The following is an 18225-nucleotide window of genomic DNA, read 5'->3' as shown; positions in this document are numbered from 1 at the left end:
TGAAGCCGCCCTTGATCACCGGATAGATGGCCAGGATCAGCGACTGCATCATGTCGTTGACCATGTGCGAGCTGGAGATCGCCGCCAGCACTCCTGGCGATACGGGGCGGGCGGATACGGCGGGAGAAGCCAGAGTCGACATTGCGCACGGTCAGGATGGGGGCGAGCCGTGCATGCTACGGTGGCCATCCGCTCCCTTCTGCCGCGTTCTGGTCATGGCCTATCGCAAAAAGGACACCCCCTGCCCCATCCGCGAAACCGCGCCGTGGAACGACGTGCCGGTGCAACGCCCGGTGACCTGCCGCGCGCGCGATTACCCGGCCGGCACCCGTGTTGCAGCGCATAAACATCGCCGCCACCAGCTGGTCTATTCGATGTCCGGGCTGATGGTGGTGCGATCGGAAGTCGGCCGCTGGGTGGTGCCCTCCACCCGCGCCATCTGGATGCCGGCGGGCATGGCGCATGCGGTGGACTGCATTGCCGAGGTGCATATGCGCAGCCTGTACATCGAACCGGCATTCGCTCCGCACCTGCCGGCAGAGGCCTTCGCCGTGCAGGTGGCACCGCTGCTGCGCGAACTGCTGCAGGCGGCCAGCCTGATCGACGGACCGCATGAAGAGGACAGCCGCGATGGGCGGGTGGTGCGGCTGATGCTCGATGAACTGCACCGCATGGACGTACTGCCGCTGCACCTGCCCGAGCCCGTCGACCCGCGCCTGCACAGGATCTGCCAGCACATCCAGAAGCATCCCGGCGACGAGGCCACCCTGCAGGACTGGGCGCAGGCGTTGGCAATCGACGTGAAAACCATCCAGCGCCACTTCGCCGGCGAACTGGGTATGACCTTCGGCCAGTGGCGGCAGCAGGCGCGCCTGTTGGCCGCGATGGAACGGCTGGCCCGCGGCGAGAAGGTGATCGATGTGGCGCTGGCGATGGGCTATGAAAGCCCGAGTGCGTTCACCAGCATGTTCAAGCGCCAGCTGGGGCAGACACCGGCAGCGTTTTTCCGTTGATCCGTTGAACGGCATCCACGCATGGCGTGGATCTACTTCAACGCAAACGAAAACGCCGGGCATCGCCCGGCGCTGTCGTTCAACGTTTCCGTTGAGAACTCAGGACGTCATCCGGTCCCAGAAGCCCTTCACCCCATCGATGAAGGTGGCCGACTTCGGCGAATGCTTGCGCGCGTCCTCGCCGTTGAAGGTGGCCTCGAACTGCTCCAGCAGCTTGCGCTGGTCGCTGGTGAGGTTGACCGGGGTCTCCACCACCACGCGGCAGTACAGGTCGCCTTCGCTGCGGCTGCGCACCGAGCGCACACCCTTGCCGCGCAGACGGAACAGCTTGCCGGTCTGGGTCTCGGCCGGAATGCGGATTTCTGCTTCGCCACCGAGGGTCGCCACGCGTACGGTGTCGCCCAGCGCGGCCTGCGAAATGCGGATCGGCACTTCGCAGTGCAGGTCGTCGCCGTCGCGCTGGAAGATGTGGTGCTCACGCACGCGCACTTCCACGTACAGATCGCCCGGCGGCGTACCCGCCGGACCGGCCTCGCCCTCACCCGCCAGGCGGATGCGGTCGCCGGTATCCACGCCCGCCGGCACCTTCACCGACAGCACCTTGTCTTCTTCGACACGGCCGTTGCCGTGGCAGGTCTTGCAGGGCTTGGCGATGATCTGGCCACGGCCACCACAGTTGTGGCAGGCCTGCTGCATGGCGAAGATGCCACGCTGGATGCGCACCTGGCCGCGCCCATGACAGACGTTGCAAGTCTCGACCTTGCCGTCTTCCGAGCCGCTGCCATCGCAGTCGCCGCATTCGGCCAGGGTCGGAATCTCGATGCGGCGTTCGACGCCACGCACCGCTTCTTCCAGGTCCAGCTCCATCACGTAACCGATGTCGGCGCCGCGACGCGCCTGGCGCGGACCGCCGCCGCCAGCACCACCAAAGATGTTGCCGAAGATGTCACCGAAGATGTCGTTCATGTCCGGGCCGCCCGGACCACCACCGCCACCGCCCATGCCGTGTTCGAACGCGGCGTGGCCATGGCTGTCGTACATGCGGCGCTTGTTGCCGTCGGACAGCACTTCGTAGGCTTCCTTGCACTCCTTGAAGGAGGCTTCGGCCGCCGCATCACCCGGGTTGCGGTCCGGGTGGAATTTCATCGCGCAACGACGATAGGACTTCTTCAGTTCTTCGTCGGTGGCGGTGCGGGCAACGCCCAGCACTTCGTAGTAATCGCGCTTGCTCATATCGTGGATCGCATTCCGGAAAGTCGGGATTCGTCAAAGCGGAAGAGCGGAACCAGGTCCGCTCTTGCGTCGGGCGCCCCGACGCGCCAGAGGGCGGTCAGGACCCTGATACGACAACGGGACGCTGGCAAGCAGCGTCCCGCGTCGGTCCGGATCAGGACTTCTTGTCGTCCTTGACTTCGGTGAACTCCGCGTCCACCACGTCATCCTGTGCCTTGCCCGCATTGCCGGCGTCGGCACCCGGGGCTGCACCGCCCTGGTCGGCCGAAGCCGCAGCGAACAGCGACTGGCCGGCTTCTTCCAGCACCTTCGACTTGGCTTCGATCTGCGCCTTGTCGTCGCCCTTCATCGCGGTTTCCAGATCGGCCAGGGCCGCTTCGACCTTGCCGATCACTTCGCCACCGACCTTGCTGCCGTGCTCGGTGATCGCGCTGCGGGTGCCATGGATCAGGGCATCGGCCTGGTTGCGGGCCTGCACCAGCTCCTGGAACTTCTTGTCTTCTTCGCGGTTGGCTTCCGCGTCGGCGACCATGCGTGCGATCTCTTCCTCGGACAGACCCGAACCGGCCTTGATCTCGACCTTCTGTTCCTTGTTGGTCTTCTTGTCCTTGGCCGACACGTGCAGGATGCCGTTGGCGTCGATGTCGAAGGACACTTCCACCTGCGGCAGGCCGCGCGGGGCCGGCTCGATGCCGGACAGGTCGAACTTGGCCAGCGACTTGTTGAAGCGGGCCTGTTCGCGCTCGCCCTGCAGCACGTGCACGGTCACGGCCGACTGGTTGTCCTCGGCGGTGGAGAACACCTGCGAGGCCTTGGTCGGGATGGTGGTGTTCTTCTCGATGATCTTGGTGAACACGCCGCCCATGGTTTCGATGCCCAGCGACAGCGGGGTCACGTCCAGCAGCAGCACGTCCTTGACGTCGCCGCCGAGCACGCCGCCCTGGATCGCAGCACCCAGTGCCACGGCTTCGTCCGGGTTGACGTCCTTGCGCGGTTCCTTGCCGAAGAACTCGGTAACAGCCTGCTGCACCTTCGGCATGCGGGTCTGGCCACCGACCAGGATCACTTCGCTGATGTCGCTCGAACGCAGGCCGGCGTCATTCAACGCAACGCGGCACGGCTCGATCGACTTCTTGATCAGCTCTTCCACCAGCGATTCCAGCTTGGCGCGGGTCAGCTTGATGTTCAGGTGCTTCGGACCCGACGCGTCAGCGGTGACGTACGGCAGGTTCACTTCGGTCTGCTGGGCGCTGGACAGCTCGATCTTGGCGCGCTCGGCAGCATCCTTCAGGCGCTGCAGGGCCAGCGGATCCTTGCGCAGGTCGATGCCCTGGTCCTTGTTGAACTCTTCAACCAGGTACTCGATGACGCGGTTGTCGAAGTCTTCGCCACCCAGGAAGGTGTCGCCGTTGGTGGCCAGCACTTCGAACTGCTTCTCGCCGTCGACATTGGCGATCTCGATCACCGAGACGTCGAAGGTGCCGCCGCCCAGGTCGTACACAACGATCTTGCGATCCTTGTTGTCGCCCTTGTCCAGGCCATAGGCCAGCGCGGCCGCGGTCGGCTCGTTGATGATGCGCTTGACGTCCAGACCGGCGATGCGGCCGGCGTCCTTGGTCGCCTGGCGCTGGCTGTCGTTGAAGTAGGCCGGCACGGTGATGACCGCTTCGGTGACCTTCTCACCGAGGAAGTCCTCGGCGGTCTTCTTCATCTTCTCCAGCACCTTGGCCGAGATTTCCTGCGGCGCCATCTTCTTGGCATCGCTGGTGGACACCCAGGCATCGCCATTGTCATGGGCCAGGATGCCGTACGGGACGTGCGCGATGTCCTTCTGCACTTCGGCGTCGGTGAACTTGCGGCCGATCAGGCGCTTCACCGCGTAGAAGGTGTTCTTCGGGTTGGTCACGGCCTGGCGCTTGGCCGAGGCACCGACCAGGACTTCGCCGTCCTTGGTGTAGGCGACGATCGACGGGGTGGTGCGATCGCCTTCCGAATTTTCAATGACGCGGGCCTTGCCGCCGTCCATGATCGCCACGCACGAGTTGGTGGTGCCGAGGTCGATACCAATGATCTTGCCCATGGGGGACTCCTTGAAGGATGTTGTTTTTGTCAGTCCGGCCGTTCGGCCGGTGGATGAATGGGATGTGGGGGAGGCTCGTGGAACATTCAAGCCACCCCCCGAACGCTGTGTTTCCGTTCGCCCAACACGTTCAGCGTCGGTCGTGCCGATGCCCCGTCCAGGGCAGGGAAACCCGCGCCAGGCCTGGCCCGGCGCGCGGGATCAATCGGCGGCAACCACCACCAGCGCCGGCCGCAGCAGGCGCTCGTTGAGCAGGTAACCCTTCTGGAACACGGTCACCACGCTGCCCGGGGCGGCACCGGGGGCCGCGACCTGGCTGATCGCCTGGTGGTGTTCCGGGTTGAACGGCTGGCCGGTCGGGTCCAGCAGGACCAGGCCGTTGTCGGCGGCAACCTTCAGCAGCTGCTTGTAGGTCATTTCCAGACCTTCACGCAGCGGATGGGCATCGTCGCCGGCGGCCTTGAGGCCGGCATCGAGGCTGTCGAATACCGGCAGCAGCTCGCCCAGCAGTTTTTCGTTGGCAAACTTGCGCGCCTGCTCGATGTCGCGGGCCACGCGCTTGCGCTGGTTGTCGAGGTCGGCGCGCTCACGCAGCGCTTCGGCCTTGACCTGCTCCACTTCGGCACGGAGCTGTTCGATCTGTTCGTTGACGCCCTCGGCGGCAGCTGCGTCGGCGGCGGCCTGCTGGGCGGCGATGTCTGGCTGATCTTGATTCATGTCTGGGTCCCTGGCGGTCACTCTCCGCCTCCACCCACCCTAGTGTGGGCGGGATGCTGCGTTTCAAGCGTCCGATGCACCTGGACTTCGCCCACCGGGCGAAAAGGCCGCACCGAGCACATCCGCCGTGGCCTGCACCAGCGGGATCATGCGGTCGTAGGCCATCCGCTTCGGCCCGATCACGCCCAACACACCCAGTACCTGGCCATTGGCGGTGTACGGCGCGGTGACCAGCGAGACGCCCTGCAGCGGCACCACGCCGGTTTCTTCGCCGATGAAGATGCGCACGCCGGGGGCCTGGATGGTCCGCTCCAGCAGCTGCAGGATCTCGCGTTTGCTGGAGAACAGCTCGAACAGTTCGCGCAGGCGCTCCAGGTCGGACAGGTCCTGCACCCCCATCAGACGGGTCTGGCCGGCCACCAGCATGTCATCGGCCGGCGGCTGCAGGGCCTGCTCGGCCAGCTCGATGCTGTGCGCCAGCACCTGTTCCAGCTCGGACCGCGCGTCGCGCAGCTCCAGCAACAGGCGGGTACGGATCTCGGCCAGGGGCAGTCCGGCGAAGTGGGCATTGAGGTAATTGGCCACCTGCTCCAGCTGCCCCGGTGCGAAGTCCTGGCGGGTCTCGATCACCCGGTTCTGCACCTCATTGTCGGCAAACACCAGGATCGCCAGCACCCGGCGCCCGTCCAGCGCTACGAAATCGATCTGGCGGAAGGCGAACTGCTCGCGCCGTGGGGCGCTGACCACGCCAACGAAATGACTCATCGCCGACAGCAGCTCAGAGGCGCTGCCAAGCAGGGCCTGGGTACTGCCGCCTCCGGCCAGCTCCTGACGCAGCCGGGCCAGCTCACCTTCGCCCGGTGGCTGCATCTGCAGCAGGCTGTCGACGAACACCCGATAGCCATGCGCGGTCGGAATCCGGCCTGCCGAGGTATGCGGTGAGGCCAACAGGCCCAGGTCTTCCAGATCACCGAGGATGTTGCGGATGGTGGCCGGACTGACCTCCAGGCCGGCCACGCGCGCCAGCGTCTGCGAGCCCACGGGTTCGCCGTCCTGGATGTAGCGCGCGATCAGCGTGCGCAGCAGGTGCCGCGCGCGTGGGGCAAGTTGGTCGGGAGAACCGTGCATGGAATCAACCTGTGAGACAGGGACATTAGATAATGGCGACGCATCCCCTTGGCAAGTCATTGGACGACCCCGCCGCGCGTGCTAGCGTTGCGCGGCTGCAGACACCCCCTTACCCATGCTCAGACATCTTTCAATCAAGGATTTCGCCGTCGTCCGCGCCACCGAACTGGAGTTCGGGCCGGGCATGACCGTGGTTTCAGGCGAGACCGGCGCGGGCAAATCGCTGATGGTCGACGCCCTGGGCTTCCTGTCCGGCCTGCGCGCCGACAGTGGCGTAGTGCGCCATGGCGCTGCCCGGGCCGAACTGTCGGCCGAGTTCGCGCTGGACCAGCTGCAGGCCGCCCGCCAGTGGCTGGCCAGCAACGAGCTGGACGATGAAGACCAATGCCAGCTGCGCCGCGTGATCCGCGCCGACGGCGGCTCACGCTCGTGGATCAACGGCCGCCCGGTCACGCTGGCACAGCTGGCCGACCTGGCCGGACTGCTGGTGGAGATCCATGGCCAGCACGAGCAGCAGGCCCTGCTGACGCGTCCGTCGCAGTTGGCTCTGCTGGACGCCTATGCCCGCAACGAAAGCGAACGCCGCCAGGTGCGCCGTGCTGCCGCCACCTGGCAGGCGCTGGTCGATGAATCCCTGGCACTGTCGCAGCAGGGCGATGTGAGTGACCGCATCGGCTTCCTCGAGCACCAGCTGCGTGAAATGGACCGTGAGGATCTGGAACCAGAGTCGATCACCGCGCTCGGCGCCAGCCATCGCCGCCAGGCACATGCCAGCGCCCTGTTGAGCGCCTGCCAGACAGCTACGGACCAGCTCAACGGTGACGAAGGCCACTCGGCGCTCGATCTGCTGCAGCAGGTGCGGCATGAACTGGCCCGGGTGGCCGAACATGACCCGCGCCTGGGCGACGTCGATGCCTTGATCGACAGCGCCTCCATCCAGCTGCACGAAGCCCTGGCCCTGCTCGACCGGGTACATGACGACCTGGATGCCGATCCGGACCAGTTCGAAGAGAACGAGCGCCGTCTGGGCCGCCTGCACGATCTGGCACGCAAGCACCGCGTGCCGATGGACGAGCTGGGTGCGCAGCGCGAACGCATGCATGCCGAAGTGGAGCAGCTGCGCGGCGCCGACGAACGCCTGCAGCGCCTGGCCGGCGAGATTGAAAAGGCCGCAGTGGCCTGGCGTGTCGAGGCCGCAGTGCTGACCACCAGCCGCCGCACCGCTGCTGCCGAGCTGTCGGCCACCACCACTGGCATCATCGCCGAGCTGGGCATGGGCGGCGGCCAGTTCCTGATCGAGCTGGAGCCGCAGGACAACGGCAAGCCGGACCCGCAGGGTGCCGAGCGCGTCGAGTTCCTGGTGGCGGCCAATGCCGGCCAGCCGCCGCGTGCGCTGCGCAAGGTCGCTTCCGGCGGCGAGCTGTCACGTATTTCACTGGCCATCGAAGTGGCCGCGCTCGACCTGGACGCGGTACCGACCATGGTGTTCGACGAAGTCGATTCCGGCATCGGTGGCGCAGTGGCTGACATCGTCGGCCAGAAGCTGCGCGCCCTCGGCGAGAAGCGTCAGGTGCTGTGCGTGACCCATCTTCCGCAGGTTGCCTCCAAGGGGCACGCGCATTACCGGGTCAGCAAGGCGCCGGTGGAAGGCATGACCCAGAGCGCGGTGGAGAAGCTGGACACCAAGGCGCGCGAGGAAGAGCTGGCGCGCATGCTGGGTGGCGTGGAAGTGAGCAAGGAAGCCCGCGCCGCCGCGCGCAAGCTGTTGCAGGTGTAGGCGCCTGCACCCTGCTGGCGCGCGTGAATCGCGGGCATTCATCCACGCATGGCGTGGATCTCCTGCACCGTTCATCCACGCATGTCATCCACGCATGGCGTGGATCTACGGGTAGTGCCGGCCGCTGGCCGGCAACCCGATGCGGGTGGACGAAGGTCATGAGGTTGCCGGCCAGCGGCCGGCACTACCCCCGCGGCTGCGTCAGGTCGACCTTCTCCACCAGGAAATCGAGGAATGCGCGCACCCGCAGCGGCAGGTAACCGCCCTGCCCCAGGAACACGGCGTGCACCTCTTCCAGGTCGCCCGGGTTGGCCTCCTCCAGCACCGGCAACAACCGCCCTGCCGCGACGTCGGCCTGCACCTGGAACGCCGCCAGCCGGGCCATGCCCAGCCCGCCCAGCACCAGCTGACGCAGCGCATCGCCATTGCTGGCGCGCGCATTTCCGCTGGGCAGCACCCGCTGCTGCTGGCCATCCTGCAACAGCGGCCAGCCCTGCACCGACCGTGCGTGGCCGATATCCAGCCGGTTGTGCGCCAGCAGCGCGTCGACATTGGCCGGCAGTCCGTGTCGTGCCGCATAGGCCGGTGCCGCCACGATCATCATCCGCGTTGCCCCCAGCCGGCGCGCGACCAGGCTGGAGCTCTTCAACGGGCCAGCCCGCACCGCCACGTCGGTGCGCTGCTCCAGCAGATCGATCACTTCGTCGGTCAGGGTCAGGTCCACCCCCACCTGCGGGTGCCGCTGCAGGAATTCCGGCAACAGCGGCAGCAGGAAGTGCTGGCCGAACGGCACGTTGGCATTCACCCGCAGCCGCCCGCGCGGCTCGGCGTGGGCGCTGGCGCAGCGTTCGGCCTCTTCCAGATCAGCCAGCACCCGCAGGCCGCGCTCATAGAACGCACAGCCCTCCGGTGTCAGCTGCAACTGGCGGGTAGAGCGCTGCAGCAGGCGCGTACCCAGCCGCTGCTCCAGGCGCGCAACCAGCTTGCTGACCGCCGAGGGCGTCATCTCCAGGCTGCGGGCGGCAGCGGAAAAGCCGCCGGTCTCGATGACCCGCACGAACACTTCCAGTTCGCCGGATCGGTTGATGTCGGTGCGTGCCATGACAATGAATTTGATTCACAGATGATTATCCATGCGCAGTCTAGTTCACAGGTGAGCGCGGACGCACCATGGCCGTCCCTGCCACCGGGTCATTCCGATGAATCGTCTGAGCCAACTGACCGCCACCGCCCTGCTTGCCCTGTCCGGCGCCGCCGCCGCGTCACCCGCGCCGCACTGGGTCGCCAGCTGGCAAGCCAGCCCGCAGCAGGTATGGAGCGCTGATTTCCTGTTCCCTGCCCTCATCCCCGGCCAACTGCAGGACCAGACCTTCCGGCAGAGCGCTCGCCTCAGCCTGGGCGGGGCGCGCCTGCGGGTTCGGCTGAGCAATGCCTATGGCACCCAGCCGTTGTGGATCGGCGCTGCCAGCGTGGCTGCACATACGGATGACACGCCGCAGCCGCTGCGCTTCGACGGCCAGCCCGGGGTCGTGATTGCGCCCGGGCAGGACCGCCTGAGCGATCCGCTCCCCCTTCCCACCGTCGATCTGCAGGTCTTGCAGGTCAGCGTCTACCTGCCCGACCCCACGCCGCTGCAGACCTTCCATTGGGACGGGCGGCAGACCAGCTGGATTGCGCCGGGTGACCAGCATCGACTGCCTGCATTGCATGGCGCCAGCAGCACCACGGCCCGCCTGCTGCTGTCTGGCATCGAGGTCGAGGCTGCGGCCAGCGCGCGCAGTGTGGTGGTGATCGGCGATTCGATCACCGATGGCGCCACCGCCAGCCTCGATCAGGACCAGCGCTGGACCGATCACCTCGCCGCGCGGCTGGCTCCAGAAGGGGTGGCGGTGGTCAATGCCGGCATTTCCGGAGGTCGGTTGCTGCGCAATGGCATGGGCCAATCGGCCTTGGACCGCTTCCAGCGTGACGTGCTCGACCAGCCCGGCGTCGCCAGTGTGATCGTGCTGATCGGCATCAACGACATCAGCTGGCCAGGCACGGCATTTGCCCGCGACGAGACGCAGCCGACCCTGGCCGAGCTGCAGGCCGGCTACCGCGACCTGGCCGAACGCGCCCATGCCCGCGGGCTGCGTATCCTCGGCGCGACCCTGACGCCGTTTGCCGGTGCCCTGCCCGGCACGCCGCTGGACGACTATCACCAGCCCGACAAGGACGCCCTACGCCAGCAGCTCAATGCCTGGCTGCGCACGGACAGTCCGTTCGATGCGGTGATCGACCTCGACGCCGCCCTGCGTGATCCGGCCGATCCTTCACGGATGGCGGCTGCCTATGACTCCGGCGACCACCTGCACCCGGGCGATGCGGGGAACCGGGCGATGGCCGAGGCGGTGGATCTGGAGGTCCTGATGGGGCCATCCACGCGTGGCGCGGGTCTACTGCCCCGGTGACTCGCCCGCTGCGGTAAACGAAAAACCCCGGGCATGCCCGGGGTTTCGTCGCAATCAGCTGGCTGCGGGACTTACTTGCGCTTCTTGCGCACGTACAGCACCAGCGAGTGCTCTTCCAGCTCGTAGCCGTGATCGGCGGCGATCTTGCGCTGCAGGTCTTCGATCTCGGTGCTTTCGAACTCGATGATCTTGCCGCTGTCCACGTCGACCATGTGGTCGTGGTGGCCGCCGCGATCGAGTTCATAGACGGCCTGGCCGCCTTCGAAATTGTGCTTGAGCACGAGGCCGGCAGCCTCGAACTGGGTCAGCACCCGGTACACCGTGGCCAGGCCGATCTCGTCGCCATGCTCCAGCAGCTGGCGGTAGATATCTTCGGCGGTCATGTGGTGCTGGGCATTGCGCTGCTCGAGCAGCGCCAGGATCCGCATCCGCGGATGGGTCACCTTCAGGCCGACTTTACGCAGGTCGTGGGTTTCCATAGGTCTCCGTTCATTGGCGATTTAGCGCCAGCTGCCTCGGATTGGGTCGCGGTGGCACGCCGGGAGTGTATCATCGGATTGATTTCCCCAACCGCCAGTCCCGATGCGCAATCTCCTGTTGGTCGCCGCCGTCGCCTTGTCCACCACCGGGTGCGGCATCATCTACAAGCAACCCATCTACCAGGGCAACCTGATCCGGGAAGATGCCGTTGCCAAACTGCAGGTCGGGCAAAGCAAGCAGCAGGTCACTGCCCTGCTGGGCACCCCGTCGGTGCCGGATCCGTTCCACGCCCAGCGTTGGGACTACACCTCGACCGAGCGCGTGAACCGCCTGGGCCGTACCGACGTGAAGAACTTCGTCGTGTACTTCGAAAATGATGTGGTCACCCGCTGGGATGGCGATTACTTCCCGGCCAACGACAAGGCCCTTGCCCAGCAGACCGTGCGCCAGTTCGGCCGCAATCTGCCGAAGGACAAGAAGAAGAAGGGCAGCCGCTGAGCCACCCTGCCCGTCCTTCGGGACGGGTCTTGAGGATCATCCGCCGCGCGCGCGTCGCCGGCGGTTGTCCTTCGGGTCAGCCTGCAGGACACGCAGCAGCTCGACACGATCGCCATCCAGCAGCAGCTGCTGCGGCCGAGCCAGTACGCCATGCACCGCAGCAGCCGGACAGTCGGCACTGCCTTCGAGCCCGGCCACTGCCACCGCATCAGCCACGGTCGCCCCTTCCTCCAGCTGCAACCGGCGCGACAGCACCTGCTGTGGCCAGGCCAGCACGACCTCGACCTCGATCATCGTTCAGTCCTCGTCGGCGACGCGGACGAAATCGTTGACCATGCGATCGGCCAACCCCTGGAAGCCGATCGCCAGCGCCGGGCCCAGCAGGCGTGAGCTCGGCTCGAAGTCCAGGGTGAGGGTGACCTTGCAGGCATCTTCGGCCAGGGCATGGAATTCCCAGCGGCCATGCAGTTGCTTGAACGGCCCCTCGCGCAGCTGCATGTCGATGCTGTGCGGACGTTGCAGGGTGTTTTCGGTCTGGAACCAGGTGCTGAACGAACCCAGGCCCAGGTCCAGGCGAGCGACCAGACGGTCTTCGCCCTGCTCGAGGATGCGGGCGTCGGAGCACCAGCGGAAACGGCGCGGATAGGCCTGGACATCGTTGACCAGATCGAACATGCGCGCGGCCGAATGTTCGACCAGGGCACTGCGGCGGATAGTAGGCATGAATACAGGACGCTTCGGCAATCGACCGGGCGGGCCCGAATCGGAGACAATACGGAAATGAGCAAGAACACCGGCAAGGATAAAGCAAAGAGCGCGACGGCCAACAAGACCATCGCGTTGAACAAGCGTGCCCGTCACGAGTACCACATCGAAGACCGCTTCGAAGCCGGCCTGGCCCTGCAGGGCTGGGAAGTGAAGTCGATCCGCGCTGGCCGCGGCAACATCGTCGACGCCTACGCCTATGTGAAGGACGGCGAGATCTTCCTGATCGGCGCGCAGATCACCCCGCTGATCCAGGCCTCCACCCACGTGGTGGCCAACGACCGGCGCGAGCGCAAGCTGCTGCTGCACCGGAGCGAGATCGACAAGCTGGTCGGCAAGGTCGAGCGTGATGGCTACACGATCGTGCCCACGGCCATGTACTGGAGCAAGAACAAGATCAAGCTGGAAGTGGCGCTGGCCAAGGGCAAGCAGACCCACGACAAGCGCGATGCCGCCAAGGATCGTGACTGGGCGATCGAGAAGCAGCGGGTGATGCGTCGCGGCAACCGCGACGCATAAGGACGCCGGCCCGCTTTCGTGTAGAGCCGAGCCATGCTCGGCTTCGGCAAGGAAGCAGCCGAGCGCAGGCTCGGCTCTACAAGACGCTGATCAGCCCGCCAGCAGGCCCTGCCCGCGCAGGCGCGGTGACAGCGCAGCGTGCATCACCGCCAGGTGCATCACCACCGACAGCTCCGGCGCATGACGATCATCACCGGCCCGCCACTGCTGCGCCAACCGCGCGGCATCGACCGGCAGCAAGGCCAGCAGCTGGGCATCATCCAGCGCATCGGCGGACGCCTGCAGCTGCCGGGCCAACTGCCGCGACTGCCACACATGCACGCCGATGCTGAGGCTGGCCAGCGACATCAGGGTCAAGGCCAGGCCGTGCTCGAACCACTGTGACAGCACATCCGGGCCCCACAACAGCGCGGCCAGCACCGCCAACGCCGGCAGCCGCCAGCCCAGCCAGTGGAAGCGGCCACGCCGCGGCCAGTGCACCACCACCGCACTGGCGATCAGCGCAGCTGCAGCCGTGGCCGGGAGCTCGGTTGCCCACGTTCCAGCCAGCAACACCGCCAGCACCGCCCAGACCCAGCCGGGCGGCAGTGCCCGCCGCTGGTAATCGGCCCCTACCGGGCCAACCAGCTGACGCAGGCTGCGCTGTTGCATTGCTTCGGTCACCGGCCGTCTCCGTATCTTTGCTGGCTCGAATGGTCGTGGCCAGTGTGTCGCAAATTCGTGCCAACGACGTTAGCAATCCGCTATGACGGAGGCTCTACAACATGTTGCGGATTGACGTGACGGATACCGTGCGTCTGCCGCTCAAGCGACAGACAGGTCCTTGCTGAGGAAGACCCGGCTGGTGCCCGGCGGATCGCACGGCACCTGGCCGAACACAGTCCAGCCATGCTTCACATAGAAGTCTGGCGCCTGGAAGCTGATGGTGTAGAGGACGGCGGAACGGCAACCGCGCCTGCGCGCCTCCTCTTCGGCGGCGGCAAGCATCTGCGACCCCACGCCATTGCCGCGCTGTGCGGCCGGTAGGTAGAACAGGTCGACGAACAACAGGCCCAGCGAGGTGCGCCCGCTCAGGCCACCCACCACTTCACCGCTGGCCGGATCGATGGCCAGCACAGCCAAGGTACGTCGATCGGCATGGCCGGCGGCCTCCAGATTGAACTGATCCAGGCCATCGGCGATCAGCTCCAGCGCTTGCGTGCCGGGGGTGTCGGTCACGGCGATTTCGAGCTTCATCCTGTCCTTTCCTTGGGCGACTGTACGAACCGTCGATGCTAGCAAGGGAACCAAGGGCCGGGTGACTGTTCAGGCTTTTTGGCGTAGCATGTGCGGTGTTAGGCAGGTACTGATCGTGGCGACACGGAACAGGCCTTGTACCTTGCAGTACTTGAAGAAACCGGGGGTGCATTGGTTTCGACGGGGGTTGTGAAGTCGCCTGGCGCATGCCGAGGGGGTAGCTTTCCTCGTAAATCCAGCTGCAAAACTCTAGTTGCCAACGACGACAACTACGCTCCGGTCGCCCTCGCAGCCTAAAAACTGCGGTGCGTGACCTTCTGCCGACTTAGGCGGAGCCTCGAAACTGCTTGTGTCCATGCTCGCAGCGTAGAGTCATTATCATGGAATCGCGCTGGGCGGCTGCCTGTCAGTCCGGCACAAGAACACAACAGGCTGGTCCCTGGATGCGCTTTGCACGCCGTGCTGTCCCGGGATGAGATTCAACGGTGAGCTAAGCATGTAGTGCTGGGGATGGAGTGCCTTCGGACGGCGGTTCAATTCCGCCCACCTCCACCATTTGTACCGCCCTTCGGGGCACGAAAAGCCAGATCTCCCGTCGATTGGGATCTGGCTTTTTTGTTGGCCCCATCAGGTCCAGAACCGCCGCCTCGACAGGGAGAAGCACCGTGGCGATGATGAAAAACACCGAATGCCACTGCAAGACATACAGCGATACGGCGACCTGCCCACTCTGCGATGCAACCGCCCCGCCGGCTATTCCGCGGCCGATCGACGCCGTCTATGCGGCACCGGCATCGCAAGCCCTGCCGATCGCCAGGAACCGGGCAATCTACATCCTCCTCGCTCTGTTCCTGGGCATTTTCGGCGCCCACAACTTCTACGCCGGTTACCACGGACGTGCGATCTGCCAACTACTGATCACGCTGCTGTTGGGTTGGCTTCTGATCGGCGTAATGATCACCGGCCTGTGGGCGCTGGTGGAAATGATCACGGTGGAAACCGACGCCTCTGGCGTGCAGATGGTGTAATCCTTGGTCCGGGAGGAATCGCCATGGATCTCGACAGAATCGACGTTGTTTGCTGGCTCGACCAGATCCTGGATCAGGACCCGGCAACCTTCGAAGACGCCTACTGGGGTCTTCGCCCGGCCGCGGCCATTGCCGTACCGCATCTGCTCGTCCGCCTAGCGGCTGCGCACGATGGTCACTCGCGCGGAAAACTGCTGGAACTGCTCGGCGAATCAGGCGACAGCACCGTCATCCCGACTTTGCAGGCTGAGCTGCAACATCCGCTGGAAGAGGTGCGCAACTGGGCGCAACTGGCACTCGATGCGCTTGATCGGGGAACCTCCTGGCAGCCCAGCATAGGGGCCTAGCCGACAACGCTGCCCTGCCCCACACTTCCGGCTGTCTGCCCGGACTTCGTGCCGGCGCCCACGCTCCTCCGCGACACACAGAAGGATCTGCAATGAACACGCCGCTTATCGCCCTGCTGCTGGGCCTGGCCGTATCGACCGCCGCTGTTGCCGCACCTCCCGCTTCCAGCACCGCCGCACTGGAAGCCCTGCTGGCCTGCAAGGCGGGTTCCGATTTCACCGAAGCACAGGTGGACCAGGCATTCCATGCCGCCGGCCTGACCCGCGACCCAGGTAGCGTGTTCGAGCCGAAGGACAGGCCGGTGGCGCTGTTCGGTGGAACCGTGGCCAGCGCGGATGTGAGCATTTCCAAGCCCTACAAGAGCCTGCATGTGTATCTGAAGGGTGTCGATCACCAGCGTTTGGCCCGATCGTGGGGAGTGACGACGGTCAACGAGGCGGCCGAGACCGAAGCGCCCTCCTACCTTAAGAAGGTTGATGCCAGGCACACCCTGCATGTCGGCGCCGCTGACGACTACGAAGGCTATTCGGCCTCGGTGACCTGCCTGATCGAGGGGTGATCTGCTGGCAGATCAGCTGACAGACGGTGTTCGCCGGGCACGGCCCGGCGCTACCGAAGCCCTGCTTCCGCGCTGACACGCCTGCCGCTAGAGTGGCGCCAGCGCAGGGAGTCCACATGGCAAGAACACGCATCGGCTTCATCGGCCACACCACCTTCGTCCTCATTGCCCTGCTGACCCTCAGCGGGTGCGCGACGCTGCGCCAGTTCGGCCCATCGGTGCAGGTGGGCACGGTCACACCGGGCCAGTACATCGCGCTCAAGCGCGGTGACATCCTCACCAGCGGCAAGCTCAGCGCGGCCACGATGGAGACCCTGCGCGTGGCAGGCCTGGACGAAGGCCCCTGCGCCAAGCCGGGCCTGCCGTGTATCGAAGCGATGGAGGCCAGCATCGTCGTCCGCGAGGAAGACAAGCGCTCGTCGCTGGCCGAACTGTGGGTGCAGTACGCGATGACGATGCCGGCACCGAAGCGCGAATCGGCGTCGGTGGCGCGCAGCAAGGCCGCGACTGCTCAGCCCGACCCGACCTTCCAACCGCGCCTGGATGCGTGGATGCAGATCGCACGGCAGTCCTATGCGTATCTGTTCTTCACCGAACGCACCGCCAACCAGCGTGGCTTCGAAGACCGCCAGACCCAGGTGCGCGACTACTACAACCTGGCCGTGCAGGAATCCGCCGTGCTGCTGTTCGAGGCGTATTCGAGCAAGCAGGTGCGCAACGACAACGGGCGATTCCAGCTGGGCCGCTGGACCTTCGTGCTGGCGCCTGCCGACGATGCCGCAGCAGCGGACACGCGCGAACCGATCGAACTGGTACCGGCTGCATCGATGTCCTTCACCGGCACCCTGCGCAGCGTGCATCGCCGTGATGGCTTCGGTGCCGAACTGGTGGCGGTGATGGCCGACCCGGCCAGCACCGGGCTGGCGGCGGCCGCTGCAGGCACCGCACCGGCGGCCGAGCGCGACTGGAGCGAGATGCCGTCGCCGTCGATGACCGTGCTGCTGCGCTTCTCGGGCAAAAACCTGTGGGAGGTGCTGCACGACGACGAACCGGAACTGGAGATCCACGACCCCTACCAGGTGGCGGTGGTGGAACTTCACGGCGAGCAGGTACCGCTGGCGGCGAACTTCACCGCGGGTTATGCGCTGTGGCTGGCCCGCTCCAACTTCAGCCGGCAATCGCTGCGTTCGTTGTTCGGTGGCAAGGGTGGCATCGAAAAGCCGCATCTGTTCATGATGCAGCCGTACGATCCGAACCGCCGCGTGCTGCTGATGATCCATGGACTGGCCAGCAGCCCGGAAGCGTGGGTCAACGTGGCCAACGAGCTGATGCGCGACGATGAGATCCGCGGCGACTTCCAGATCTGGCAGTTCTATTACCCGACCAACATGCCGATCGCGCTCAGCCACGATGAGATCCGGCGGATCCTGCACGACACACTGCAGCACTACGACCCGAGCGGCCAGGCGCTCGCATCGCACGACATGGTGGTGGTCGCGCACAGCATGGGCGGGGCGATTTCGCGGTTGATGGTGTCCTCCTCTGGTGATCATCTGGTCGACACCCTGTTGGAAACCGCGCAGATGACCCCGGCACAGCGCGAACTGCTGCGCACGAAGGGCGCGCCAGTGCTGACATTCCAGCCGGAACCGGAAATTTCACGGGTGGTGTTCATCGCCACCCCGCATCGTGGCACCGATGTTGCCGGCACGCGTCTGGGACGCTGGCTCGGCCGCTTCGTGCGCCTGCCGCTGACCGTGCTGGAGGATGTCGCAACGTTGGCAAACGACGGCAAGGTCGAGCGCAACGATGACAAGCACGGCTACCAGATGAACAGCATCCAGAACCTGGACAAGGACGATGCCTTCGTCAAGGCAGTGGCCGATCTACCGATATCGCCGAAGGTGCGTTACCACTCGATCATCGCGCGCACCCAGGCTGAAGGTCCGTTGGAAAAGACCGACGATGGACTGGTCCCGTACTGGAGCTCGCACCTGCCCAATGCCGTCTCGGAAAAGGTGATCGTGTCCGGCCACAGCGTGCAGGAAGCTACACCGGCCATCGTCGAGCTTCGCCGTATCCTGCATGAGGATATGGAGGCTCATCCTCTGCCGGTCAGGTAATACCGCGGCGTTGGTGACGACCGCGGCCCGCACTGCCCTGACCGGCAAGCTGCGGAGGCTGCGCTGGGTTCAGCCGTCGGTGGACTGCGCCGCCTGCAGGATCAGGTCGGCAACCGCCGCAGGCTGCGAGGCCAACGATGCATGGCTCGCGTCCAGGGTGATACTGGCACGCGGCTGCAGGCGCGCGGCCATCCGGCGCTGGTTGTCCGGGTGGATCATGTGGTCGGCGCTGGACACCTGGTACCAGCTGGGCTTGTGCCGCCATGCCGGA

At 65.7% G+C, this 18225-nt stretch carries 19 protein-coding genes, 1 other RNA gene and 2 pseudogenes; 10 read left to right on the top strand and 12 right to left on the bottom strand.

The features are described from left to right. Positions 1-142, bottom strand: a pseudogene (locus DBR20_RS22440) (MFS transporter); the annotation flags it as partial. A 73-nt stretch (positions 143-215) separates the two neighbouring features. Between DBR20_RS22440 and DBR20_RS01215 the strand changes: the two are divergent. After that, the gene (locus tag DBR20_RS01215) at positions 216-1013 is read left to right on the top strand and encodes a helix-turn-helix transcriptional regulator (RefSeq protein ID WP_108264903.1); all 798 of its coding nucleotides are present in this window, start codon (positions 216-218) and stop codon (positions 1011-1013) included. Positions 1014-1112: 99 nt separating this feature from the next. Here the strand turns inward: DBR20_RS01215 and dnaJ are convergent, their stop codons facing one another. The 4 genes from dnaJ to hrcA all read right to left on the bottom strand — a co-directional run bounded on the left by dnaJ (position 1113) and on the right by hrcA (position 6171). Further along, a complete protein-coding gene (gene dnaJ, locus DBR20_RS01210; protein ID WP_025878872.1) occupies positions 1113-2246 on the bottom strand; it encodes a molecular chaperone DnaJ in 1134 nt (377 codons plus the stop codon). 154 nt (positions 2247-2400) lie between these two features. Beyond that, positions 2401-4326, bottom strand: a complete 1926-nt coding sequence (gene dnaK, locus DBR20_RS01205) for a molecular chaperone DnaK (protein ID WP_089240454.1) — start codon at positions 4324-4326, stop codon at positions 2401-2403. Positions 4327-4527: 201 nt separating this feature from the next. Further along, positions 4528-5043, bottom strand: coding sequence for a nucleotide exchange factor GrpE (gene grpE, locus DBR20_RS01200; protein WP_089240452.1), 516 nt, complete (start codon positions 5041-5043; stop codon positions 4528-4530). A 63-nt stretch (positions 5044-5106) separates the two neighbouring features. Further along, positions 5107-6171, bottom strand: a complete 1065-nt coding sequence (gene hrcA / locus DBR20_RS01195; RefSeq protein WP_089240450.1) for a heat-inducible transcriptional repressor HrcA — start codon at positions 6169-6171, stop codon at positions 5107-5109. A gap of 115 nt (positions 6172-6286) precedes the next feature. On the opposite strand from hrcA, the gene recN reads away from it, so the two are divergent. Further along, the gene (gene recN, locus DBR20_RS01190; protein WP_108264902.1) at positions 6287-7948 is read left to right on the top strand and encodes a DNA repair protein RecN; all 1662 of its coding nucleotides are present in this window, start codon (positions 6287-6289) and stop codon (positions 7946-7948) included. 184 nt (positions 7949-8132) lie between these two features. Here recN and DBR20_RS01185 read toward each other — a convergent pair whose 3' ends face one another. Continuing rightward, a complete protein-coding gene (locus DBR20_RS01185; RefSeq protein ID WP_108264901.1) occupies positions 8133-9050 on the bottom strand; it encodes a LysR family transcriptional regulator in 918 nt (305 codons plus the stop codon). Between the two features lie 97 nt (positions 9051-9147). On the opposite strand from DBR20_RS01185, the gene DBR20_RS01180 reads away from it, so the two are divergent. Further along, positions 9148-10398 (top strand): SGNH/GDSL hydrolase family protein, encoded by a 1251-nt coding sequence (locus DBR20_RS01180; protein WP_108264900.1) that lies wholly within the window; start codon positions 9148-9150, stop codon positions 10396-10398. A 71-nt stretch (positions 10399-10469) separates the two neighbouring features. Here DBR20_RS01180 and fur read toward each other — a convergent pair whose 3' ends face one another. Further along, positions 10470-10877 carry a ferric iron uptake transcriptional regulator gene (fur, locus tag DBR20_RS01175; protein ID WP_025878865.1) on the bottom strand — a complete coding sequence of 136 codons (408 nt, stop codon included), beginning with the start codon at positions 10875-10877 and terminating at the stop codon, positions 10470-10472. 103 nt (positions 10878-10980) lie between these two features. Between fur and bamE the strand changes: the two genes are divergently transcribed. Next, complete coding sequence (bamE, locus tag DBR20_RS01170) at positions 10981-11376, top strand: outer membrane protein assembly factor BamE (protein WP_108264899.1); 396 nt, start codon at positions 10981-10983, stop codon at positions 11374-11376. Positions 11377-11412: 36 nt separating this feature from the next. Here bamE and DBR20_RS01165 read toward each other — a convergent pair whose 3' ends face one another. Both DBR20_RS01165 and DBR20_RS01160 read right to left on the bottom strand, forming a co-directional pair. Further along, entirely contained in the window at positions 11413-11670 is a 258-nt protein-coding gene (locus DBR20_RS01165; RefSeq protein WP_108264898.1) for an RnfH family protein, read from the bottom strand. Between the two features lie 3 nt (positions 11671-11673). After that, the gene (locus DBR20_RS01160) at positions 11674-12099 is read right to left on the bottom strand and encodes a type II toxin-antitoxin system RatA family toxin (protein ID WP_080149115.1); all 426 of its coding nucleotides are present in this window, start codon (positions 12097-12099) and stop codon (positions 11674-11676) included. A 57-nt stretch (positions 12100-12156) separates the two neighbouring features. Here DBR20_RS01160 and smpB point away from each other — a divergent pair, with 57 nt between their 5' ends. Continuing rightward, positions 12157-12660: an SsrA-binding protein SmpB gene (gene smpB, locus DBR20_RS01155; RefSeq protein WP_025878861.1), complete on the top strand. Its 504-nt coding sequence runs from the start codon at positions 12157-12159 to the stop codon at positions 12658-12660. A gap of 90 nt (positions 12661-12750) precedes the next feature. Here the strand turns inward: smpB and DBR20_RS01150 are convergent, their stop codons facing one another. Both DBR20_RS01150 and DBR20_RS01145 read right to left on the bottom strand, forming a co-directional pair. Then, positions 12751-13323 carry a hypothetical protein gene (locus DBR20_RS01150; RefSeq protein ID WP_108264897.1) on the bottom strand — a complete coding sequence of 191 codons (573 nt, stop codon included), beginning with the start codon at positions 13321-13323 and terminating at the stop codon, positions 12751-12753. A 141-nt stretch (positions 13324-13464) separates the two neighbouring features. Continuing rightward, the gene (locus tag DBR20_RS01145; protein ID WP_108264896.1) at positions 13465-13896 is read right to left on the bottom strand and encodes a GNAT family N-acetyltransferase; all 432 of its coding nucleotides are present in this window, start codon (positions 13894-13896) and stop codon (positions 13465-13467) included. A 162-nt stretch (positions 13897-14058) separates the two neighbouring features. Between DBR20_RS01145 and ssrA the strand changes: the two genes are divergently transcribed. The 5 genes from ssrA (at position 14059) to DBR20_RS01120 (ending at position 17954) form a co-directional block, all read left to right on the top strand. After that, positions 14059-14451: a transfer-messenger RNA gene (ssrA, locus tag DBR20_RS01140) on the top strand. Between the two features lie 116 nt (positions 14452-14567). Next, positions 14568-14924 (top strand): TM2 domain-containing protein, encoded by a 357-nt coding sequence (locus DBR20_RS01135; protein WP_258223077.1) that lies wholly within the window; start codon positions 14568-14570, stop codon positions 14922-14924. 23 nt (positions 14925-14947) lie between these two features. Further along, complete coding sequence (locus DBR20_RS01130) at positions 14948-15271, top strand: hypothetical protein (protein WP_108264895.1); 324 nt, start codon at positions 14948-14950, stop codon at positions 15269-15271. Positions 15272-15363: 92 nt separating this feature from the next. Then, the gene (locus DBR20_RS01125; RefSeq protein ID WP_108264894.1) at positions 15364-15831 is read left to right on the top strand and encodes a hypothetical protein; all 468 of its coding nucleotides are present in this window, start codon (positions 15364-15366) and stop codon (positions 15829-15831) included. Between the two features lie 116 nt (positions 15832-15947). Next, positions 15948-17954, top strand: a complete 2007-nt coding sequence (locus tag DBR20_RS01120; protein ID WP_108264893.1) for a hypothetical protein — start codon at positions 15948-15950, stop codon at positions 17952-17954. A gap of 69 nt (positions 17955-18023) precedes the next feature. On the opposite strand, the pseudogene DBR20_RS22435 reads toward DBR20_RS01120, so the two are convergent. Next, positions 18024-18225 (bottom strand): annotated as a pseudogene (locus DBR20_RS22435) (alpha/beta hydrolase); the annotation flags it as partial.

The sequence above is a fragment of the Stenotrophomonas sp. HMWF023 genome, assembly GCF_003060985.1.
In the GTDB taxonomy this organism is placed as follows: Bacteria; Pseudomonadota; Gammaproteobacteria; order Xanthomonadales; family Xanthomonadaceae; genus Stenotrophomonas; species Stenotrophomonas lactitubi.
The sequence above is the reverse complement of the archived record's forward strand: the minus strand, read 5'-3'. Positions and strand labels throughout refer to the sequence as shown.